17 protein-coding genes are annotated in these 20,093 nt (G+C 52.0%); all 17 read right to left on the reverse strand.

The window, feature by feature from the left end:
- Positions 1–318: 318 nt before the first annotated feature.
- Complete coding sequence (locus CGZ80_RS28035) at positions 319–1,422, reverse strand: hypothetical protein (RefSeq protein ID WP_158222733.1); 1,104 nt, start codon at positions 1,420–1,422, stop codon at positions 319–321.
- Entirely contained in the window at positions 1,413–1,754 is a 342-nt protein-coding gene (locus CGZ80_RS16360; protein WP_094416370.1) for a hypothetical protein, read from the reverse strand. Before CGZ80_RS16360 ends, CGZ80_RS28035 begins: the two co-directional genes overlap by 10 nt.
- A gap of 9 nt (positions 1,755–1,763) precedes the next feature.
- Complete coding sequence (locus CGZ80_RS16365; protein WP_233148467.1) at positions 1,764–2,819, reverse strand: glycosyltransferase family 4 protein; 1,056 nt, start codon at positions 2,817–2,819, stop codon at positions 1,764–1,766.
- Between the two features lie 279 nt (positions 2,820–3,098).
- Positions 3,099–4,109, reverse strand: a complete 1,011-nt coding sequence (locus CGZ80_RS16370) for a glycosyltransferase family 4 protein (RefSeq protein ID WP_094416372.1) — start codon at positions 4,107–4,109, stop codon at positions 3,099–3,101.
- Positions 4,106–4,924 carry a polysaccharide pyruvyl transferase family protein gene (locus CGZ80_RS16375; RefSeq protein ID WP_094416374.1) on the reverse strand — a complete coding sequence of 273 codons (819 nt, stop codon included), beginning with the start codon at positions 4,922–4,924 and terminating at the stop codon, positions 4,106–4,108. Before CGZ80_RS16375 ends, CGZ80_RS16370 begins: the two co-directional genes overlap by 4 nt.
- A 16-nt stretch (positions 4,925–4,940) precedes the next feature.
- The gene (locus tag CGZ80_RS16380; RefSeq protein ID WP_094416376.1) at positions 4,941–6,032 is read right to left on the reverse strand and encodes a glycosyltransferase; all 1,092 of its coding nucleotides are present in this window, start codon (positions 6,030–6,032) and stop codon (positions 4,941–4,943) included.
- 152 nt (positions 6,033–6,184) lie between these two features.
- The gene (locus CGZ80_RS29125; protein WP_315851421.1) at positions 6,185–6,562 is read right to left on the reverse strand and encodes a hypothetical protein; all 378 of its coding nucleotides are present in this window, start codon (positions 6,560–6,562) and stop codon (positions 6,185–6,187) included.
- 367 nt (positions 6,563–6,929) lie between these two features.
- Positions 6,930–7,469, reverse strand: coding sequence for an acyltransferase (locus tag CGZ80_RS29130; protein ID WP_094416380.1), 540 nt, complete (start codon positions 7,467–7,469; stop codon positions 6,930–6,932).
- A 34-nt stretch (positions 7,470–7,503) separates the two neighbouring features.
- Positions 7,504–8,514: a glycosyltransferase family 2 protein gene (locus CGZ80_RS16395; protein WP_094416382.1), complete on the reverse strand. Its 1,011-nt coding sequence runs from the start codon at positions 8,512–8,514 to the stop codon at positions 7,504–7,506.
- A gap of 29 nt (positions 8,515–8,543) precedes the next feature.
- Positions 8,544–9,515, reverse strand: a complete 972-nt coding sequence (locus CGZ80_RS16400; protein WP_094416384.1) for a glycosyltransferase family 2 protein — start codon at positions 9,513–9,515, stop codon at positions 8,544–8,546.
- An 18-nt stretch (positions 9,516–9,533) separates the two neighbouring features.
- Entirely contained in the window at positions 9,534–11,027 is a 1,494-nt protein-coding gene (locus CGZ80_RS16405; protein WP_158222734.1) for a lipopolysaccharide biosynthesis protein, read from the reverse strand.
- 5 nt (positions 11,028–11,032) lie between these two features.
- On the reverse strand, positions 11,033–11,518 hold the full coding sequence (locus CGZ80_RS16410; RefSeq protein ID WP_143543974.1) for a serine O-acetyltransferase: 486 nt from the start codon (positions 11,516–11,518) through the stop codon (positions 11,033–11,035).
- Positions 11,519–11,566: 48 nt separating this feature from the next.
- Entirely contained in the window at positions 11,567–12,865 is a 1,299-nt protein-coding gene (locus CGZ80_RS16415; RefSeq protein ID WP_094416399.1) for a UDP-N-acetylglucosamine 1-carboxyvinyltransferase, read from the reverse strand.
- A gap of 14 nt (positions 12,866–12,879) precedes the next feature.
- Positions 12,880–13,872, reverse strand: coding sequence for a UDP-N-acetylmuramate dehydrogenase (gene murB / locus CGZ80_RS16420; protein WP_198953715.1), 993 nt, complete (start codon positions 13,870–13,872; stop codon positions 12,880–12,882).
- Positions 13,873–14,010: 138 nt separating this feature from the next.
- Positions 14,011–15,717: a sugar transferase gene (locus CGZ80_RS16425; RefSeq protein WP_233148468.1), complete on the reverse strand. Its 1,707-nt coding sequence runs from the start codon at positions 15,715–15,717 to the stop codon at positions 14,011–14,013.
- Positions 15,718–16,259: 542 nt separating this feature from the next.
- The gene (locus CGZ80_RS16430) at positions 16,260–18,719 is read right to left on the reverse strand and encodes a GumC family protein (protein WP_094416393.1); all 2,460 of its coding nucleotides are present in this window, start codon (positions 18,717–18,719) and stop codon (positions 16,260–16,262) included.
- Positions 18,720–19,099: 380 nt separating this feature from the next.
- On the reverse strand, positions 19,100–19,222 hold the full coding sequence (locus tag CGZ80_RS29015; protein WP_255407717.1) for a hypothetical protein: 123 nt from the start codon (positions 19,220–19,222) through the stop codon (positions 19,100–19,102).
- Between the last annotated feature and the right edge of the window lie 871 nt (positions 19,223–20,093).

Genomic DNA, 20,093 nt, shown 5'->3' on the forward strand with positions numbered 1-20,093 from the left:
GAATCGCAAGCGAGTGCGAGTCCGTACAAGAAGTAGTCGGAAGCCTTGCGTGCATCGGACGAAACTATCCGTAAGCATGAAACTTCAGTCGATGAATCAACGATGACAACTCAGCCCTCAGCCGGCTACCCCGATGGAGTTTTCGGCGGATTGGTAATTGCCGGAAGTCAAATGCCGCACTGGTCAACCAGCAAGCCATTAGTCGCTTGTTGACCTTCAGATCTGAACTCTGCAGGAATTGCCTTCGGTATGGCAAAAGTAGCGAACCCGAACGTTACTTTCGCGGAGCGAGAGACAGCACTAACAATCACCGGGCAGCTAGGCTGCCTGCAACTTAGCCGAGTTGGCTTTTCTACGAGGCATTCTCAATGCGGCCAAAAGCATCCCGCTGTTGAGAACGATGAATCCCAATGCAGTCGGCTGAGCGGTGTTTCCCATAAACATCGTATGGATCGCTACACTTCCCAAGATTAACGGCAGTGGATTACCACGCCGTACCGCCACTACCGACATCGCAAACAGAATCGTTGTAAAGCAAACTCGGTACAGAATCAGAAAACCGCCAAGGATTGGGCCAAGCTCTCCAAGCATTGCGCCCCATCCCCCTTCCGCAATCAAAAACGTGCGTTTTCCAGTCAACATTTTGGCGCCGACATTCGTTCCCATACCAATACCAAGCCCTTGCCACGGAATTTGATCACTTGATTCAAATGCACTTAGCAGGCCATATTGCAAAACACGATTTTGGAGCACGCCAGCAACTCCATCATCACCACCCTCAGATTCTGTCGCATTCTCCCATCGTTTCGTAAACGGCTCCATCGCCGTTTGGAAAACTTCCGTTTGAGAAACGATCGCCCCGACAATAAGAAAGCCAATCAATGCAGGGACCAACGACTTTAATAGCTTGGGTGAGATGCCGACAGCCATAACGGTAAATACGACAGTTAAGGCGTATTGGAATGCCAACGCACGACTGATCGTCAGTGGCAGCGCGACGATCAAACATCCTCCGGTGATCCAAACCCACTTGGGTATTGGACGTGGACCACAGGTAATCCAACCGGCAAACAATGCGCCCGCAATCGCGTAAAACGATGACAGACCATTAGTGAAGCTAAATGTCCCGGAACTACGGTGTCGCCCCGCAGCGCCCGCGAACACAGAAGTCCCATCTCCACCCACTCCGACATTCACAAGGTGCGTTTGCGGAAGATAAAACTGCAAACCAAGCAGCAATGTCATTGGGATCGCGATCAACAGAAATGCCTTCGCAAAAAGCCAAACATCCTCGCGATTAAATACCGAAGCGAAGAGAAATAGGACGGGGAAGTGCAGTAGCAGAATTCGGGCGCCATAGACAGCAACAGGCAAGCTTCCATGTCCACCACCAACCGCGAGCGGTATCGCGATCAATCCCACCACAATGAATCCCCAAACCCATTTAGCCCGAAAGAGAAACGGGTACCTAGATAGATTGCCACCAAGCAAACGGGATCACGAATGACGAGTAGAGGTGTCGCCAACTGAGGGACAATCCACTTACGGAGCGCGCCCTCAAAGATGACAAGCAACACATAAGCCCACAGACAATAGCGGATCAGGCTCACCCGATCGGTACTGATTCGAAACCGCTTTCGATCCCCCTTTTTCAAAGTTTGTTTCGCAGGGCGAATGCGGCACTCGTCGAGTTCGCGAGGAACCTCAGGAATCGTGGTGGACATACTGATCGCGATGGGGGTCAGATTGCTCATCGCGTCACCCTAATCGTTGCTCAGCAACTCTGCAACTTTAGACGCGAGTTCGTGCCCATAGCACTCCCATGGACGCTCCGCGGCCAAATTTCGCGACGCATTTCCCGCATTGGCAATTTGATCAGGTCTCTTCAATAACTCTTCGACTTGCGATTTCAATGCCAGCGTGTTGGAGGCCGGAACGATCCAACCGCTACTTCCATGATCAATGATATCTCCACCCGCCGTGCGATCAGTCGTGATAACGGGCGTCCCTTGCGACATCGCTTCGGTAATCACAAGTCCAAAACCTTCGAACGATGAAGGGAACAGCAGGACATCTTGGTTCCGCATCTCCGCCAACACCTGATCATGAGGCAGTGAAGGAATCCAGCGGTGCTTCGCGAGAGCATTACGCAACGCCGCACACTCGTTGACGGCACCGCGACCAACAACCGTCAGTTCCACGTCATCACTTAGCGAATCGGCAACGGAAAACACATCGGCTAACCCCTTTCGCTGCGTCAATCCACCGACATAAAGTAAGCGTAACTTCCTCTTCCCCAAATTGGAGTAATCACGCTCTGGGCCAGGGACAGGAAAGCCGTAGGGAATGACATAAGTTTTGGCGAGTGAATCGGTGGGATAATCGGAAAGCGTACTCGCAGTGAAAGAACTCGCGACAAATATTGCGTCTGCCAACCGCAACTCTTCATCTTTACGAGCAAGCTTTTCATCCGAATCTTTAAACGCAGGCATTGTGGGAGCCCATTCTGGCCATCGCTCCATCTCCGCCTGCTGCAGTTTTCTAGCCGACCGCCAATATCCGATGGGCAAATCGTAGAAACAGCGAACGCCTTTCTGATTTGCCACTCGAAAACTTTCCAAGGCTCCATCTTCATAGGCATAGACCGCATCACATCGCGCAGGCTCAACACGCCGTGACACTTTGCGATCCAGGTCACGATACACCGCATCAACGCAAAACGGCCCCGATTCATGACGGACTAATGATGTCGCGTTAGCTTTGCCTGCGAGTAAGCGTCCGATCTCACGAAATGGCGACTGATGAGTAAAGGGACGCACTGACGACTCAAAAACACGGCGTCCGAAGTCTCTTCCAAGTGGAGTTCGACTGAGCTTGCCCCAAACATTCCCAGGAAAAGTTGCGATACAGGTGTGAAATTCCGACAGCAATCCTGCATTCACCAACCCGTTGACCACAGCGCGACTATTCGCATTGCCAGTTGGGTGACTCAGAACAACTTTTGATACCTGACGATGCATCATGCCACGCGCGAAATTTTTTTGAACTAAAAACTGCAACGAGCCTGCAGCGCCAGCTGCCGCACGATCGCAAATGAATTAACCAGCGGCAGCCTGAAGGACACCCATGTATTCACGTGCAACAGCCTTTGGTCGATGCGTCTCGAGATGAGCCGTTTGTTTTTCGTGAATCGAGTGTGCTTCCTCGGCGTTGTTCTCTAATCGAACGACTAGCTCAGCGAGCCCTTCAAAATCGCCACGATCAAAGAGCAATCCACCTTCGCCGATTGCCTCGGCCAATCCGCCACTTCGAGTTGCAATTGGAATTGCGCCGCAAGCCATCCCTTCAAGCGCAACGATGCCAAACGGCTCCTCCCACTCAGACGGTATGGCGATGTATCGAGATTGGTTTAACAACTCAGCAATTCGCGTTGGTTCGAGTCGCCCGTGAAACGTCACAAGTTGCTGAATCCCCAACTCATTCGCCAACCCCTTTAAGGTGTCCAACTCATCTCCAGATCCAACAATTGAAATGGGCATCGGAAATCCGAGGTCAACCAACCGCCTCGCCGCTTTCAGCAAGACAGGAACCCCTTTATCGCTTACCAATCGACCGACAAAGGCAATTCCCTGCCGACTTTCCCAATCACGCTCCAATTTGAATATCGAGTCATCGTATCCGTTGTGAATGACGACGCCAGTTCCGCTAATACCGGACGTCATCGCCCTACTGTTTGCAATCCAGGGACTTCTTGATATCCACCAACGTTTGATCCGATCTACCTTACTGATTGAACCATCTTGCCTAGCAATCCAGGTATGCAGCGAATAAACAACCGGCTTTCCAATCACTAAAGTTGGCCAAAAAGAAAGTGCTGGATTGTGGTGGTACACAACGTCGGCCCACCGAGCAAGCTTTGCTTGTTCGAGAATCCCTGGCTGCCGCTTCACAATGACATCTTGGCGTTCCGGCTGATCTCCGATCGGAATCTGTGTCAGCACCACCACGTCATGACCATCGCCTATCCACTCTTTCAACAGATGCTCGGCTGTCGATTCGATGCCGCCCATCGACGGATAGAACGCATAACACACGAAAAGAATCTTCATGACACCAAACAGCACTGGTCGCGGAATTGCTTAATCCGACGATGCAATTCTTCACACGCCTCGTCAAGCCGATGTGTTTCACTCAAGCAACCTTCTTGACTTGCCAATTGACGTAGCCGCATTCGAATCAACCCTTTGCTTGGTCGCATTACGCGTCCCTTCCATCCGTGACGGTACGGTGGCGGAAGGTACGTAAACTTGACTTCCATTCCGAGTGAACTGGCCCAGTCCTGCCATTTAAACGTCAAGATGCTCCCTCGAGTTTTCAGCGCACGCCAAGGAATGCGCAGAGCGTCGGCCATGATTGCACCATGCATCGCCTCAGTGATGATCAACTTGCACGTGGTGAACTGTTCCATCAAACGATCAACTGACAGCGTCGGGTCCAAGTAGACGACACCCGCTTGCTCACAGAGCGAAACCCAATCACAAAGAATCCCACTCGAATAATGTGGCATGAAACCTACTGCTTTGGCAGAGGGATCCTTTGAGTAGTAATCGCGAATCAAGACCCCCGGATCTGTCACCGCAACATCACTGCTAACGCCTAAGGTCTTTGCCGTCAGCGGTCCGCGGACCATGACGACATTCCAATCGTCATTCAACTTCGGAGGCGGCTCGTACCCGCAACCTGCCCCCATGACAAATTTCTTCTTAGGCTCACTTGGAATCGATTCTCGCAGAATCGTTCCGATCCCAATGAACAGCGCATCCTGCGGCTCCAGTGACTGCACTGGGACACCGAGTGTTGACTCCCAAAGCCAAGAATTAAGCTGGTCACCGACATTGGTTTCTGAATGGAAATAAAGCTCCATTGACGAACCAAACCTCTTATCGCACGTTCGAAACGGTGCCGCATTCGGCACCCATTAACTCAACAAACTCGTCAGCAACGCGTTGACAAGAAACTGCATTGTCCCGCCCGATGACTGTCCCGTCAGAACAGATGACATCGACACCGTGCTCCAAAGCCGCCATGACACTGCCACTTTTCTGCCAAGTCGATTTCTTTGCCCTAGAAATCATCACATCGGAAGAGGCCATCAAGGAAGAAACAAGACTCGCATCAACTCGCCCAAAGTCTACGACTTGCCCGTCGATCAACGCTGCCTTCATAGCGTTCAAACATTTCTCGCGGTGAGGCCCACCACCACCGACAACGAAAAGCTTTAGTCGTTTTTCCGCCGCTAACTTTGTTGTGCGTTCGAGGCCTAAAAGATACGCCTCCACGTTGGAACCAAAGGACCCAAAGTGGAGCACGACAAATTCGTCGGTTGCGACCCCCGGAACGCGACTGTCGTCGCTATGTTCGACAAACGCGATATTCGAAAACAATGGCAATCGATTAACAGTCTCCACACCGATCTTGAGCAATTGCTCTTTGTGCAACTCTGAATTCGTGGTAACCACTAATTTGCACATTGAGTCGAGACGCGACAGAAGCCTTGAGACCAATCGCCGTTGCAACCAACCAACTATCTTTTTCTTCTTGGTCGGAGCGGAATCTCCGGCAAGCCATAATTCGTGAAACATCACGTTCCACCGTGCATCAAATTGCCTCGCAATTCCTATGAGATTACCTACGAAACTAAAAGGAATCCCCTTACGGTGGAATGAGTAAGGAACGAATTGGACACTTATCACATCAGGACGTTCGGTCTTCAGAAACTCAACGATTTCCTCGCTTCGCTCACGCCAATTTACCTGGCTGGAAAGCCGTAAAACTGAAACGCTCGAAGAAAGATCACTGAATTCATCAACCTGGATCTCTCGCTTTATGGGGCAACCCAGTTCGCGTTCATTCACAGCAATAGCGGCAACTTGGTGGCCCTGCCGTACTAATTCACCGGCAAGCCGACGGACATAATCCCCGACCCCGTCCTTTCCGGGATCGAGACATCCACAAAGAAACACTAAACGCATCGCAGGCCTAAAATCCCAAACACTGTGATCGCATACAATACATGCGACCCTTTTCAAACGCCTCAGCGACCGCCACTTCGCTTCACTGAGTCACCCAACCAATTCCATAACAATCGAAAAACTACTTCGCCGGAAAATTGATTGCCAATTACTCACTCAGGCCGAGAACCGATCTTCCGGGCAGGAACCCCCGCCCAAATTTCATAATCAGGAATAGATTTGCTTACAACGGCCCCAGCACCGACGATCGCGCCACGCCCCACTGTCACGCCTTTCAGCACGACCACATTGCAGCTAAGCCACGCATCCTCTCCAATTTCGATCGATGCCTCTTTAGCAGACTGATCTCTCAAAAATCTTAGGCGATCATCACCATGACCATCACCATGACCATCACCATGACCATCACTATCACCATGACCATCACCATGACCATGACCATGACCATGACCATGACCATGACCATGATCGACAAACCCACATTCAGACGCAATCAGCGCATCTGAACCAATATCAATGCCGACCCGCACATTAAACTCACATCCCGTACCAATAAATACCTTATCCCCGAGAACGACCCACCGCCCTTCCTACCAGATGCCATCAAACTTGAAGAAAACATCATTCTCAATCAGCCATTTTCCCCGCAACGGATCTGATGTGGACACGTGACGACCATTTCCTTTCCGCCCACCGACCACCGTCCCCGTCCCAACCTTCGCCCAACGTGCAACCAATGACAACGCTTTGATGCGTCATTTCCAAGGTGACAATATTGCCACAACTCGATAGGCAGTGTTAGCACGTAGTATTAATAAAACAGAACCTCAAACTTCATACCTGAGTCTTCACATTGGGCCGAAAACGGCAAAGACATGCTCGACGCGACAGAGGTTGCTAGTGAAACAATCGCCGATACTCGAGCGAATACTTCGGCGAACACTTCCGATCCCTGAGAACTCTCGCAGGAACCCCCCCGACAATAGTCATTTCCGCTACGTCTTTAGTGACAACGCTACCAGCAGCAATGACCGCGCCGCGCCCAACTCGAACTCCCGGCAAAACGGTCGCCCTTGTACCTATCCAAACGTAGTCACAAATTTCCACGGCACCCTGCATTCCCGCGAAATGATCCGAATCTGAATCATGACTCGCGGTTAGCACAACCACGTCCTCAGAAATCGAAACATTGTCACCGATTGAAACGCCACCTCGCGTATCAATTCGACAACCACGCGAGACTACCGAATTAACCCCTAGTGCAAAACCGCCCTTCGCATCAAACCGACATTTCAAATGAACTGCCGCTCCATTGGCGATTTGAAAATCCATCAAAAACCGGTAGCCGGATAGCCGAATCAAGTGTGAGGGAACAGAATTCAACCAAGTATTGCAAAAGTACAAACGAAATTCTGATAGAACTACTCGAAGCTTCATTTTCCCTGACGCCCGTTAGCCGAAAGCACACGGCTCACCTTGTAGACAAAAGCGATTGCATCGCACTTCTTGCATTGCGAATTCTTTTGTGCCAAAGAATTGCATTCTTCACTCCAAGCACCCGCGCAATCTTTTTTAGGGACTGGGGCTGAACGACCTCTTCAGGCGAAACCCCAGTTCGAGCGATAGCAGAGAGAGCCTGATGTGCCAACTCAGGATAAAGTGGATAAAACCGGGATAGGAAACTGCAATAGCATGATGCAATTGCTTTTTCCGAATCAGGCAAATCCAGTTTACGCAACACTTCCTCAACAGTGCTGCAATAACGCAGAAAAGACTCTGCTTTCTTTCTGCTCACGCCGCTACTCACGCTTGAGTCAACGCCGATCCTATAAAACGCAAGTGGACGAGCTATCGCAACCACCTGCGATGCATGTGAAAGCACACGGCAATACATCTCAGAATCTTGACACATCGCCAAATCAGAATTCCACCCACCACATTTTTCGTAGATTGCTTTCGAAGCCAACCAAGAGGTTGTATTTCCGAAGGTTGTTTGCAAATCACTCCCAGCTGTCATTTCCTTAGAAATGGTCCCAAGAAGCCACTGAACCAAGAAGTTCGGACCGTCTAATGAAAAAACATTGCCCCCCGACAATTCAGGTCCGGTTTGGTCAATACAAGCGGTGAGTTCAAGCTGGCACGTACTGACTCGCGTAGGATCATAATCTAAACACTTCAGCTGCAGTGAAATCTTATTCGATCTTAACGCGTCATCGGCATCAAGAAATTGAACCCATTCGCCCGACGCAAACGACAAACCTCGATTTCGAGCAACACAGCCCCCGCAGTTCTCTTGCCGCTCCACACGAACTCGACCTGAGAATCCTTCAACAACACCTAAACTGCCATCTGTAGACCCGTCGTCAACTACAATGACTTCGCAGTTCGGATAGTCCTGTGATAACGCGCTCTCAAGCGTTTTGCCGATGTAACGCTCGGCATTAAAACACGGAATGACGATGGAAACGAGTGGAAGACTCATTTAGATAAAACGCTCTCCATCCTAAACATTCAACAATTCCCCGCTGCAACCTGCTGTCCGCTTCTGGACAATTTCGATTTCAACTTTCCAAACACAGGGAAGCGAACTCGAAACTCAGTACTCATCCCCGTAAGTGAGTACCTGCCAGCATACCCTTGAAGCAAACGCAGGTATTCTTCAGCGCCAGCCCGATCCCCACTCTTTGCCAAACCAGCCGCACGATCCGACAGCCTCCGAATCAATGCAGCAGAAGGTGGTCGTAAAAGCAAAGCAGCGGGACCAATACGGTCCAATGGATCTTCGAACCCACTCAAACAGGTCGCATGACAATAGGCTGCGAAATCAGAAAACATCCACTGACCAAGACTCTTTCGTGGACTGGAGGAAACGGAATTCGCTTGGGCAAAACGCTCGTACAATACCTCTTTACAGTTCCCAAGATTGGAAACTCTGCTCAACCGACACCACAAATCGCGATCTTGTGCAAAACGGAAAAATGGCCGGTAACCTCCAACTTCCTCATAAGCACTACGCCGAAACATCACTTCGCCGTGCGTAAAGAAGTTCCTGTCAACCAGTTTTTGAGTAGCGTTTGCAGGTACAACTGATTTCAGATCAACGTACCCCATCTCGCCGGGCCCCCAGTCTCTTACGTAACAACCGACCATCCCCAGATTCCCATCTGCGTCCAAAGCATCAACTTGCTTAGTAATCCGCATGGATTTAGAGACATCGCCAGCCCCATGAATCGCAACATACTCTGACGATGACGTTGCGATTGTCCGGCAAAGTTGATTTGTAAACCCTAGATTGGCCCCGGTCCTAACCTCGCATCGCTCATCGGCAGCGCTGCGTAAAGCATCGAGGGTGCCATCAGAGGACCCATCATCAACAAGAATGATCTTTAAATCCTGGTAGTCTTGAAGCAGCAAACTACTGACCGATCGTTCAACGGATTCCTCGCGATTGTAGAAGATTGAAATGACAGTAACTTTAGCCATCCTAGTTCAACCCCGCCTTCACTCTGCCTTTTTCCGAAGCTGATTAATAACCGCCCTTGGATGCGGTAGCCAACCCACACCCACCCCGATTACACCAGTTGCGACCAGCATTAGTAACTTCACGCTCGTCCCCACGACCAGACTCGGGGTCCACAATATGGACAGCAACACGCCTGCGACGCACATCGGCACAACCAAAAGGATTGGTCGAATCGTCAGCCCCCAGATATCTGCAGGTGAAACAGGCATTCCTCTCAACGCATATACAAAGGCCGGATGCCGCATTGCTACGCATGCGATGCTGTATGAAGCTGCAACCCCGCACACTCCCCAAATACTTCCGATCAAGAAACTAACTACATAGATTGGAGCAACGACCATTGCTATTTTTCGTTGTCGATCAGGACGACCGTGTGTGGCACAAACCCAACTCCCGGAGATATTGGTCATTGAGACAAACGCCCCCGGTGACAAAAACCAAAATACCCAGACAGCATCCTTCCACTGATCACCAAGCACGATTGCAACCACCTCTGGTGCAGCAGCAATTGCAAACCCGATTGCAAGACTCGCCATTGACGTCACCAACTTAGCTTGACGAATGAACAATCGCTTAAACGCGTCCGGTTCACCTGTCAAACGACTGAGCGACGGTATCGTCACAGAGCTTATAGGAGAAAGAATTTGCCGAGACGGCATTAGCAGAAGCATGTACGCCCGAGAATAAATCCCCAATGCACTCGGTGATGTTGTAAGGCCCAGAATAAAAGTATCTGCGTTCCTACTGACATAGTTGAGCGCTGCAGCTCCCATCATGTTCCCACCGAATTTCACCATCGGCATGACACCAGTTCCACGACGCGGCAATCCTGGCAACCACCGTATAACTCCCCAGCAACCAAGCGTTGAAACAAGCGAACCAACCAGAGTCGTAGCAAGAATGGCCCAGTACGACCCCGTCGCATAAGCGATCAGAATGGCAACAACAACACCGAGGACACGTCCAATGATTTCGATCGATGCCAACGCGCCGAACATCATTTGCCTAGTCGCCAACGCTCGGTGCTGAACTCCCAGACCGGAAATCAAAAAATTTGACGCCGTCACACAAGTAATTAAGACCAGCCTGGAATCGCCGTATATCCATGCAACCAACGGCGAACAAGCAACCCCGATCGCAGTCAAGCCGAGGCTAATAGCCGTATTCAACCAGAAGAGGACGGACACTTGAGAATGCGTAATATCTTCTCGCTGAACTGTTGCCATCGACAGGCCGCCATCACGAAAAACTCCCAAGATCCCAGTCATAACCGCGACCATTGCGACTAAACCAAAATCTTCGGGGCTTAGCAGCCGCGCTAGCACCATCATGGATCCCATCGAAAGCACAAACAATATTGCTTGCGATGCAATCGTAATGACGCCACCTCGAGCCGACCGAACATCCAGTCCTTTACTTAGATGCTGAGTCTCAAAAAGCCGATCTCGCGCATTAGGAGAAATTGATGCCAAGTTAGTTAACCTTGAGTTTCCGATGACTTTGTCCTGACAACTTTCGCAGGTATTCCCGCGACAGTTTCACCTGGTGCCACGTCTCGCAACACAAGTGAGCATGCACCGATGACCGCGCCGTCTCCGATTGTAATGCCACCGATGATCACCGAATTGCAATAGATCCGAACGTTCTTACCAATCACAGGATATTCCGGTTCTGCCCCTGCTTTTCCGTGACTTCCAAGAGTTACATGCTGCCAAATCATGGTTCCCGCACCAACAGTGACCCCATCACCAATCACAATTCCAAGTGGGTGAGGAAAAAAGACAGATTCAGCGAGTACAGCACTACCGGAGATTTCACACCCGTTCACGGTACGCATCAAGAATTTCGCGATTAAACGCACCTTTCTTGCCTTCCAACCATCTCGGCCATGGTTTGAGGACAGCAAACGGTGGTAGTACTTGAGATGCGTGCGGCTGTCGAAAAGCTTATGCAGAAAAGCCAAGTTTATACCGTATGATTATCGCAGCTGATGAGTAACCTCATCTCTGACCTATGTTGAGTGAGTCAACCGAACTCCCAATGCTCTAGCCTTTTCGGGAAAACCAGAATAGCCACGAAAGAGCTGCCAACTGTCATGAATATGCGTAGGACCACGGGCGATTAGTCCTGCGAGAGCAAGTGCGGCACCTGCACGCAAGTCAAGTGCGCGGACCGCCGCGCCTGTCAACTGCTTCCCGCCGTTGATACGCAACATGTTGCCAGTAACAGTATAGTCGGCTCCCATTTTCGCCAATTCTTCTGCGTAGCCATAGCGACCAGGGAAACGCAAATCGATAAATCGGGATTCTCCCTTAGCCTGCAAACCATAAACAGCCAAGATAGGTTGCATATCCGAATTGATACCAGGATAGGGGCCGGTACTTAATTCAAGCGGATAACAGTTTCCCCCACGCACCACCATCGAATTCTCTCCTCGGAACATCTTCGCGCCACTTTCACGAAGATAAATCAATGGAACTTCGAGATGCTCGAATGGAAAATCATGAATTTCGATTTCCCCATCAGTCAACACGGCAGCTATGACCCAGGTCAACGCCTCGACATTATCCGGTATCACCCGGTGTTTTGTACCAGAGAGGTCTGCCTCACCTTGAATTTCAATTCGTTCCTGGCCAAAAACTTCGATCTGCGCTCCCATGGATCTCAACATGCTGATCAAATCGATGATTTCGGGACGAATGTGTGGATTCCAAATTCTCGTTGTGCCTTTAGCCAACGCTCCACAAAGCAATGCATTCTCGGTCGCACCTGTTGAACGGATGGGCAGGTGAATATCCGCCCCGATCAGTCCACCCTCACACACCGCTTCAAGGCTATCACCGTGATCGATTACACGCGCACCAAGCGTCTCCAAAACCATGACATGCAAGTCATATGCTCTTTGCCCTGCCGAGGCACCAATCTGGCAACCTCCCGGCAACGGTACATGGCCCGCCCCGGTCCGAGCAACAAGCGCACCTAGAATCAGCAGGGTGTTGCGAATCGAACGACGATTCCAATTCAACACTGAAGGTGGTGCAGTCGCTTCCTTAATCGTGATTGATGACTCGGTTACCGTGCATTCTTTACCTAACGCTCGAAGCATTTCGACATGTAGTTGCGCATCCAACAAGCTGCTGGGGTAGTTGAAGAGCTGAATTTCGTCAGCAGTCAACAAACTCGCCGCAAGCAGCCGCAACGCTGAGTTCTTCGCTCCGCTTACGGTTACTTCGCCATAAAGCTTGGACGGAAAAACCGTTAAGACATCACTATTTTCGGTTTCGGACGAACTCGCAACTTCGCTTGACATTGTCTGTACAACCATCATTGGCAATCCTGTGATGCGTGCAATTGCACTGGAACTTGGTGCGCTGGCAATGTTGCGCAGTCTTCGCCGACGTAGCGAACTTCACAAAGAAGGTCACAATCAAATGTTTCCATTGCCTTCTCACGAATCAGACGTATCAACCGAAGTGTATCGACAGCCGTCGCGTTTCCTCGATTGACAATAAAGTTTGCATGTGCGGGTGAGATCTGGGCATCACCAATCTGAAAGCCTTTTAAACCACACTTCTCGATCACAGCGCCCGGTGGACCGTACTTTTCGTACATTTTAGGATCGCTTACAAAAACGCTGCCGCAGTTCGGTTGCTTGAGCGGAAACTTCAACCGACGTGATCGTAAAATTGAACGCATCTGTGAACGTATTTCGCTTGGATCGCCAGGCTGAAATACGAGTCGTGCCTCGGCTACAACAAGTGACCGTGCTTGAATCTCTGATTTGCGATAACTGAACTGACAATCGTCTTGAGTTAGTCGGATACGCGTCCCATGCCGGTCAAGGCAATCAACATGAACCACATTGGCCCCGATCGATTTCCGCATGCTGCCACCATTCATGCAGATCAAACCACCAATCGTGCCAGGTATTCCTACGATATGCTCTGCACCTGCCAAACCTTCTTGCATCAATCGTCGTGCTAGACTTGGTACCCAATGCCCACCTTGGACAACGATCTGATCTCCCTCACGGCGAAATCCTGCAAGATTATCTGCGATAACAACGACGACGCCACGAAGTCCGCTATCAGAGAAAAGCAGATTGCTCGAATGCCCAACAGCAATCCAGTTAGTTTCAGAACGATCCAGAAGGCTGATCAGCGATGCAAGCTCATCTACCGATTGCGGCCGTACCAGAAAGTCAACCGGACCACCGATGCGCCACCGGCTGATCTTGGACATATAAACATTGCGATCAACCGCACCAGGAAGAAGCCCATCGAGCTTTTCGCCTAAATCAACCATTGATATTGACATCTTGTGGTATCAAACACGAGATCGCTGGCGCATAGAGATCGTCACGCCCTGGCCGCTGGCGAATCTACACCAACTAGCCGAAAAACAATTACTGCTACCTGGCAGATCGCTCACGAAACGATCAGCACTGCCAGAGCCCTAGCAGGCGCCTTCGCGGAAGAGGGCGGTCTTGATGGTTCGCCAGAGGATGAAAACATCTAAACTCAGCGACCAATTATGAAGGTAGAAACGGTCGAAAAAGACACGTGCTTCATAAGAAGTATTGTTCCGCCCTGACACCTGCCACAAACCCGTGATCCCCGGCCGCACCATCTGATACAGCTCGAACACCTCGGGATAATTTTGAATGTACTCGCGGTCATAATCACCGCTATCCACAATCGGTCGCGGACCCACCAGACTCATCTCGCCCATCATCACATTCCAGAGCTGGGGCAATTCATCCAGGCTGGTCTTCCGCAAAAACTGACCGATCTTGGTGACACGCGGATCCTTTCGCAACTTGTGGGTTGCCTCCCACTCCTTCATCGCTTCCGGATTCTCGTCTAAGTACTTCTTTAACTTCTTATCCGCATCCATCACCATACTGCGAAATTTCAACGCATAAAACGGGATGCGGAAACGACCGACTCGGGTCTGCTTGTAAAAAATCGGCCCGGGATCACAGATCTTGATCACCACGCCGATCGCAGCCAACAGTGGCACCCACAACGGCAACGTTCCGAGCACCAAAACCATTTCCACAAAACGCTTCGCGACCAAAGCCTTGGGGCAGGTCAGGGCGGTGTGGCAATGCAATTCGATCGCGTTGTCTTTCTCGGCAAGCCTGGCCCGAATGGTCGGGTGCTGGTTCGCTTGCATCGGCAGCATCACGTGCGGAATACCATGAAACGCACGGAAGTTTCGCAAGCAATCGCTGCTGCTATCGGCAATCGCGACGCGACACGCGCCGGTACGGAACAAGATCGACTCCAGGTCATTGACCGATCCCAACCAACGACTGCGTTCTCGCAACTGGCGTGCAACCGGATTGAACCGCGAACGTGACTCATCGCGAAGCGCCGCAACCTGCGACGCCTCGGCTTTCCATTCCGACTTTTCCAACTGAGTCAAATTCGGACCGGACGATCCGCCGATGCTTGCGTCATCACCCGAATTCTCAATCGTAAACATCAGGTAACGATTCGGATCGAATACGATCCCGGCAGGACGCAAACCTTCGTGGCGCGAGCGTTCGAGCCGTGTGAACAATCGCTTGGCGTCTTCGCCGTTGCCGACAATCACAACCGGCTGGGCCCACCAATCGAATCCAGAGAACAGCCGACGCGCGAATGGACGCACCGCTGCGAGTGAGAAGAACAAGGTGCCTGAGAAGGCGACCCAGGCTGCCCACGGATAATTTGCCAAGGTATGACGCAAGGCGAGCGCAAACCCCACGGCCGCGGTCCCGACCATCCAGGTCCGAATGATTGAACCGAATTCACTGGCGTAGCTGACGCCGCACGCCGGATACAGCCCATGCAGATACTGCATCCAGACCACCAACGCGATCGCACCGCCGACGAACAATGGCGAAATCGCTTCGCCATTGAAGTAGCTGATCACCACCACCGACGCGACGGCCAAAAACGCTGCGGCGACATCAAACAGAATCAAGGGCAGCGAGGTTTGCAAATCCAACCACGCCTGACGCCGACCGAGTCGAAGCGCGGCGCCCGGCTCGAACGGCTTTTGCGACGACGACGGCGGACTGACCGGAACGGCGTCGGTTACTTCGCCGCTTCCGGAGACTGCACCCAACGGAACGCTGCCAAGCTCGGTCTGATTCTCAAGTATTGTGCTCATTGCTTTGCCTTCCGTGCTCTCTGCTGACGAATGGTGTTTCATTGAACGATCAATAACAATTCGCCCAAAGGACAGGAGTTCTCGGCAAAGCCAACGCGGCATTGCCTGGGAACCCGATCGACAGGTAGCGCCGGCCATTCACCGTGCCACAAGCCTGCTCGCTGGTCACTTGCCTTTCACAGCGACAAAGTCGCTGTGAACAACGGAGACTGCCCCAGCACATAGCAGACCGTTGATTTGATTCGTTGCGTTGATTGCTGACCAAGGTTTGATTGCAATCGTGTAATGAATGAGAGAAAGCCGATGAGAGGGACTCGTCGCCTCGTCCAGTACGTTGCTGGAGAGGACTCGCCGCCTCGTCCACTACGTTGCTGGAGGGGACTCGTCGCCTCGTCCACTACGGTTTGGGGAGCAGGACTTGTTGCCTCGTCCATTACGGTTTTGCTCATTACCGGTTATCTCGGCAACGGAGCGATTTGGCCGACGCTGAGACCACTCGGCAATCAGGAACGCTACTTTCGCGGAGCGAAAGGCGACACTGGCTACTTGCGATCCAGCGTGACAGGGTGTGCCGCTTCCGCGACATCCGAAGCGTGCTTTGCATGGCCGTTCACTTTCCCATTGACGACACGACTGCTGGTCGCAGCTCGCGCCGATCGGATCGGACGGTCTTCGTCCTGCCCATCGGCATCCGCTTCGTAGTAGCGTCGATAGGTGCTGACGTAGCCGTACTCTTTCTTTGAGTAGTAGTTGTAGCCGGTGTATCCATAGCCACGACGGGACGCTCGACCGTTGACAATCACCGCTTCGGCTGGCGTCGATTGTTCACGCAGGATATCGGCAGCACGTTCGACCAAAGTGCGGTTATTCTTCTCGATTCGCACGCCCATCAAGACACAGTCAACGTGCAATGCGATAATGGCTGGATCGGCCACCGCAAGCACTGGTGGTGCGTCGAAGAACACCAGATCACAACCTTCGCGAACGTTCTCGATAAACTCCAAGAACCGATCCGACTCAAGCAACTCGGAAGGACTGCTCGTCCGTGAACCGGATGGACAGATCACGAGGTTTTCTTGCTCGGTGTGATGCAAGCACTCCATCAGTGTCGCGTCACCGTGCAGGTAGTCCGACAAGCCAGGGCCACGCTCAACACCGAAGCGACTGGCGATCGTTGGTCGACGCATGTCTGCATCAACCAACAGGACACGCTTTCCGGTCTGCGCCATCGACACCGCCAAGTTGGCGATGGTCGTTGACTTACCATCCGCGGGACTTGGGCTGGTGATCATAAAGATCTTTTTCGACTGACGCTTTGCCATAAACAACAACGTCGTGCGAAGCACACGGAAGGTTTCGGCATCGATCCCACGCGGCTGATGGAACGTGGTGATCATCGGCGAGATTTTCGATCCCACCTTGGCTTGCTTGGCGAGCTTTGATTCGACCATCTGAGGAAGGTGGGCAATGATCGATGCGCCGGCTGCCTTTTCGACTTCGCCAGGATTCTTGAAGGTGCGATCGATCAACTCGGCGAGCACCGCGAGGGCCAAACCAAGCATTCCGCCAGCCATCAGCCCCGCCATCGCGATCTTCGATTTAGACGGCCAGATCGGGAATCGAGCCGGCACAGGCTGAACCAGCAGGTCAGTCGCGAACCCCGAATAATCGTTGGTCAAATTCAGCTCTTGCAAACGCTTAAAAACCTCGTCGTAGCGGGCCTGAGCCCGCTCGAGATTGGCTTTCAGCGACGTCCCTTCGAGCATGCTGAGCTCGACTTCTTTGGCGACCTTCGCTTCCTGCTCGGACTGGGCGACCAACTCTTCTTCACGTTTCTTCAGTCCGGCAATATCGCCTTTCAAGACTGAATAGTATGTCTTTAAAATTTCTGACGGCGGAACGTCAAACACTCGCCCAGCCTCAACCGTTTCGACGATCTCCTCTCCAGCGTCTTTCTCGCTGCCAGCACGGAAGTTATCGACGTATTTCCGCAGATTGACAATTTCCGAATCAAGCGACCGAACGCTGGGGTGACTGTCACCAAATGTCGCACGCATGACATCCCGGCGGGTGGTCAGCGCCATCAAGCGGCGAAATTCCTCTTGCTGTGCCTGGCGTTCAAGAGCCAATGCCATTCGCTCTTCTTCGGTCAGGGCCTTTTCTTCGACCTTGCTGCGGCCTTCGGCAAAGTCCATAAACATCTGCAAACGAGAGATGTCTTCCTTCGATAGGAGCGTTGCCAACTGGGCGTCGGTCAGCTCTTCGGGACGCTGACCTTTGACAGAACTGGAAATTTTCTGGCGACGTGTTTCGATTTCGGCAATCGTACGGCGAATCGTGTTCAGCTCTGCTTCGATCGCTGTCAGACGGTCACGCTGTATGTTACCGCCGCTGAGCACCAAAGCAGGCACAGAAGCTACAAAATCCCGATACGCCTTATCAGCCGCTCGAAGCTCTTCTTCATTTTTTGCCTGTGCATTGGCAATCAACTCAGCCGCTTCCGAACCGACGCTTTGCGAGCGGGTTTCGACGTAGTCAAAATAGGTTTCGAAAACTGCTTCCAGAACTTTTGCAGCGACCTCGGGATTACCATCCTGATAGGTCGCGCGCAAGATACTTGCCTCGCCGTCCTTACCAACAGAGAGCTTACCTGCAATTTCGCCTGCGGACTTGCCCAGATCGTGCTCATCAGCAGCTTGGCCTAACACCTTTGGGCTAGTCATCAACGCGATGTGGGTTGACAAAATTTTGTCTTGGATGGTGACCGCGTTATCGCTTGCTTCGCGGACACCGGTGGTCGCCAGCTGGCTGGATCGCTGGCCGACCAAAACGGCGAGACTGGATTGATAGACTGGCTTTTGCTTGACGTAGAAGATCGTCGCCAAGGTTGCACCGACCAAAAGGCCAAGTGCGATCAAGTGGTACCGGCGGCGCAAGATGCCGACCACATCGATGTCAAACTCCATTCCGTCGCTTTGTGCTTCGTCAGAGTGTGAACTCATTCGTTTATCGATCCTGCAAGAGGCGAGTCTGCCATTGCCGCGAACATCGAGCGATTGACGCGATGCCGCGTGCTGGCGAGCGCGACGTCTTTCGGGCTGCCTGGCGACTTCAAATGGGCGAAATAGAACACAACTGCAAACGGGTTGCTGGCGAAGCTTCGATGCTTCCGCCAAGTACTGCACGCCGAGAGTTTAATTCGAAGCAAGGTTTAAGCAGAAGCTATGTTCTGTCAGCAATGACGGATTCGGCGACAGTTGACGAAACCTGAACCGCGGTTCGCCTGGAACCGCTCACCAACCAAACACGCTTTCCAAACGCGTGTCTGTCAACACAGTGACGTCACCGTTGTATTGCCCTGATCGCTAATACTTGATCGCGATTAATCGCTAATGAAGCGATCGTTAAGCAATGGTTTAATAAGTGGCGCGTGTTTGATGGCGCCGATCGGCAAGGTGCTGGTGGCGCGGACTTCGTCCACTTGGGTGACACGCAACACCCACATGGCTGTGCGTCCCCTTTGACCAGCGACGTTCTCAAGTTACCCAACGCGAAACCCGAATCAACGATCCGCAGAAGGGTTTCTGAAGGTTCACTACTAAGGGGTTCCTGCACCACATTGCATCTGGCTATGGCTGCCTTTGTTCTGATTGGTGTTCGCTAAATCCCCACAAATCTCAACCGAACACTTCGGTAATTCACCCCATGCATGCGGGAGCTTTGAAATCAATAGGCTTTCTCGTGAATCTTTTGTGGGGCGAGTGACTACAAATGCGATGACAGCCGCTGACACTCGATTGAGCACGTAAAAAACGGTGCGAATTCGCAGCGATCAAATGAGCGACAACACAGCATCATTCAGGTGGTTACAAACCCGCCACGCTGGTTTGCAACGCTCCAGTTGATGTGATTGATTTGGAAACATCCCGCGAGGCGGACCCATGACGCAATGCAAGATCAGCAGCCATTAGCAGAGCCTCGCGACCGCACAACGAACGCAACCAATGAATCGCAATGCAATCGCCGGGGCCTAGCCTTAAGCGATTTCCGTTTCTGCATGAGTCGCATGGCGCTGTCAGACGTAGTGGATGAGGCAACGAATCCCTGCCTGGTGGTTTCGTTTCGCAATTCACCTAGCCGCACGCGATCGCGTATCGGCTGATGGACGCGGGCGAAACCGACGCTAGCGCGTATCGGCTGATGCTGACGAGGCGACGAATCCCTGCGTGGGGCCGCCTGTGCTGGAGTCTAGCCTTTAGGCGATTTCCGTTTTCGCACGAGTCGCATGGCGCTGCCATACGTAGTGGATGAGGCGACGAGTCCCTGCCCGGTGGTTTCGTTCGGCTATTCACCAAACCACCAAACACACCCAACAC

Origin of the sequence: Rhodopirellula sp. MGV, from assembly GCF_002251265.1 — a bacterium.
Taxonomy (GTDB): domain Bacteria; phylum Planctomycetota; class Planctomycetia; order Pirellulales; family Pirellulaceae; genus Stieleria; species Stieleria baltica_A.

Coding starts and splice junctions, on each gene's coding strand:
- CGZ80_RS16360 (WP_094416370.1), bottom strand. CDS start 1,754: ATGAGCAATCTGACCCCCATCGCGATCAGTATGTCCACCACGATTCCT.
- CGZ80_RS16370 (WP_094416372.1), bottom strand. CDS start 4,109: ATGAAGATTCTTTTCGTGTGTTATGCGTTCTATCCGTCGATGGGCGGC.
- CGZ80_RS16375 (WP_094416374.1), bottom strand. CDS start 4,924: ATGGAGCTTTATTTCCATTCAGAAACCAATGTCGGTGACCAGCTTAAT.
- CGZ80_RS16380 (WP_094416376.1), bottom strand. CDS start 6,032: ATGCGTTTAGTGTTTCTTTGTGGATGTCTCGATCCCGGAAAGGACGGG.
- CGZ80_RS29130 (WP_094416380.1), bottom strand. CDS start 7,469: ATGAAGCTTCGAGTAGTTCTATCAGAATTTCGTTTGTACTTTTGCAAT.
- CGZ80_RS16395 (WP_094416382.1), bottom strand. CDS start 8,514: ATGAGTCTTCCACTCGTTTCCATCGTCATTCCGTGTTTTAATGCCGAG.
- CGZ80_RS16400 (WP_094416384.1), bottom strand. CDS start 9,515: ATGGCTAAAGTTACTGTCATTTCAATCTTCTACAATCGCGAGGAATCC.
- CGZ80_RS16415 (WP_094416399.1), bottom strand. CDS start 12,865: ATGTCAAGCGAAGTTGCGAGTTCGTCCGAAACCGAAAATAGTGATGTC.
- murB (WP_198953715.1), bottom strand. CDS start 13,872: ATGTCAATATCAATGGTTGATTTAGGCGAAAAGCTCGATGGGCTTCTT.
- CGZ80_RS16425 (WP_233148468.1), bottom strand. CDS start 15,717: ATGAGCACAATACTTGAGAATCAGACCGAGCTTGGCAGCGTTCCGTTG.
- CGZ80_RS16430 (WP_094416393.1), bottom strand. CDS start 18,719: ATGAGTTCACACTCTGACGAAGCACAAAGCGACGGAATGGAGTTTGAC.
- CGZ80_RS29015 (WP_255407717.1), bottom strand. CDS start 19,222: ATGTGGGTGTTGCGTGTCACCCAAGTGGACGAAGTCCGCGCCACCAGC.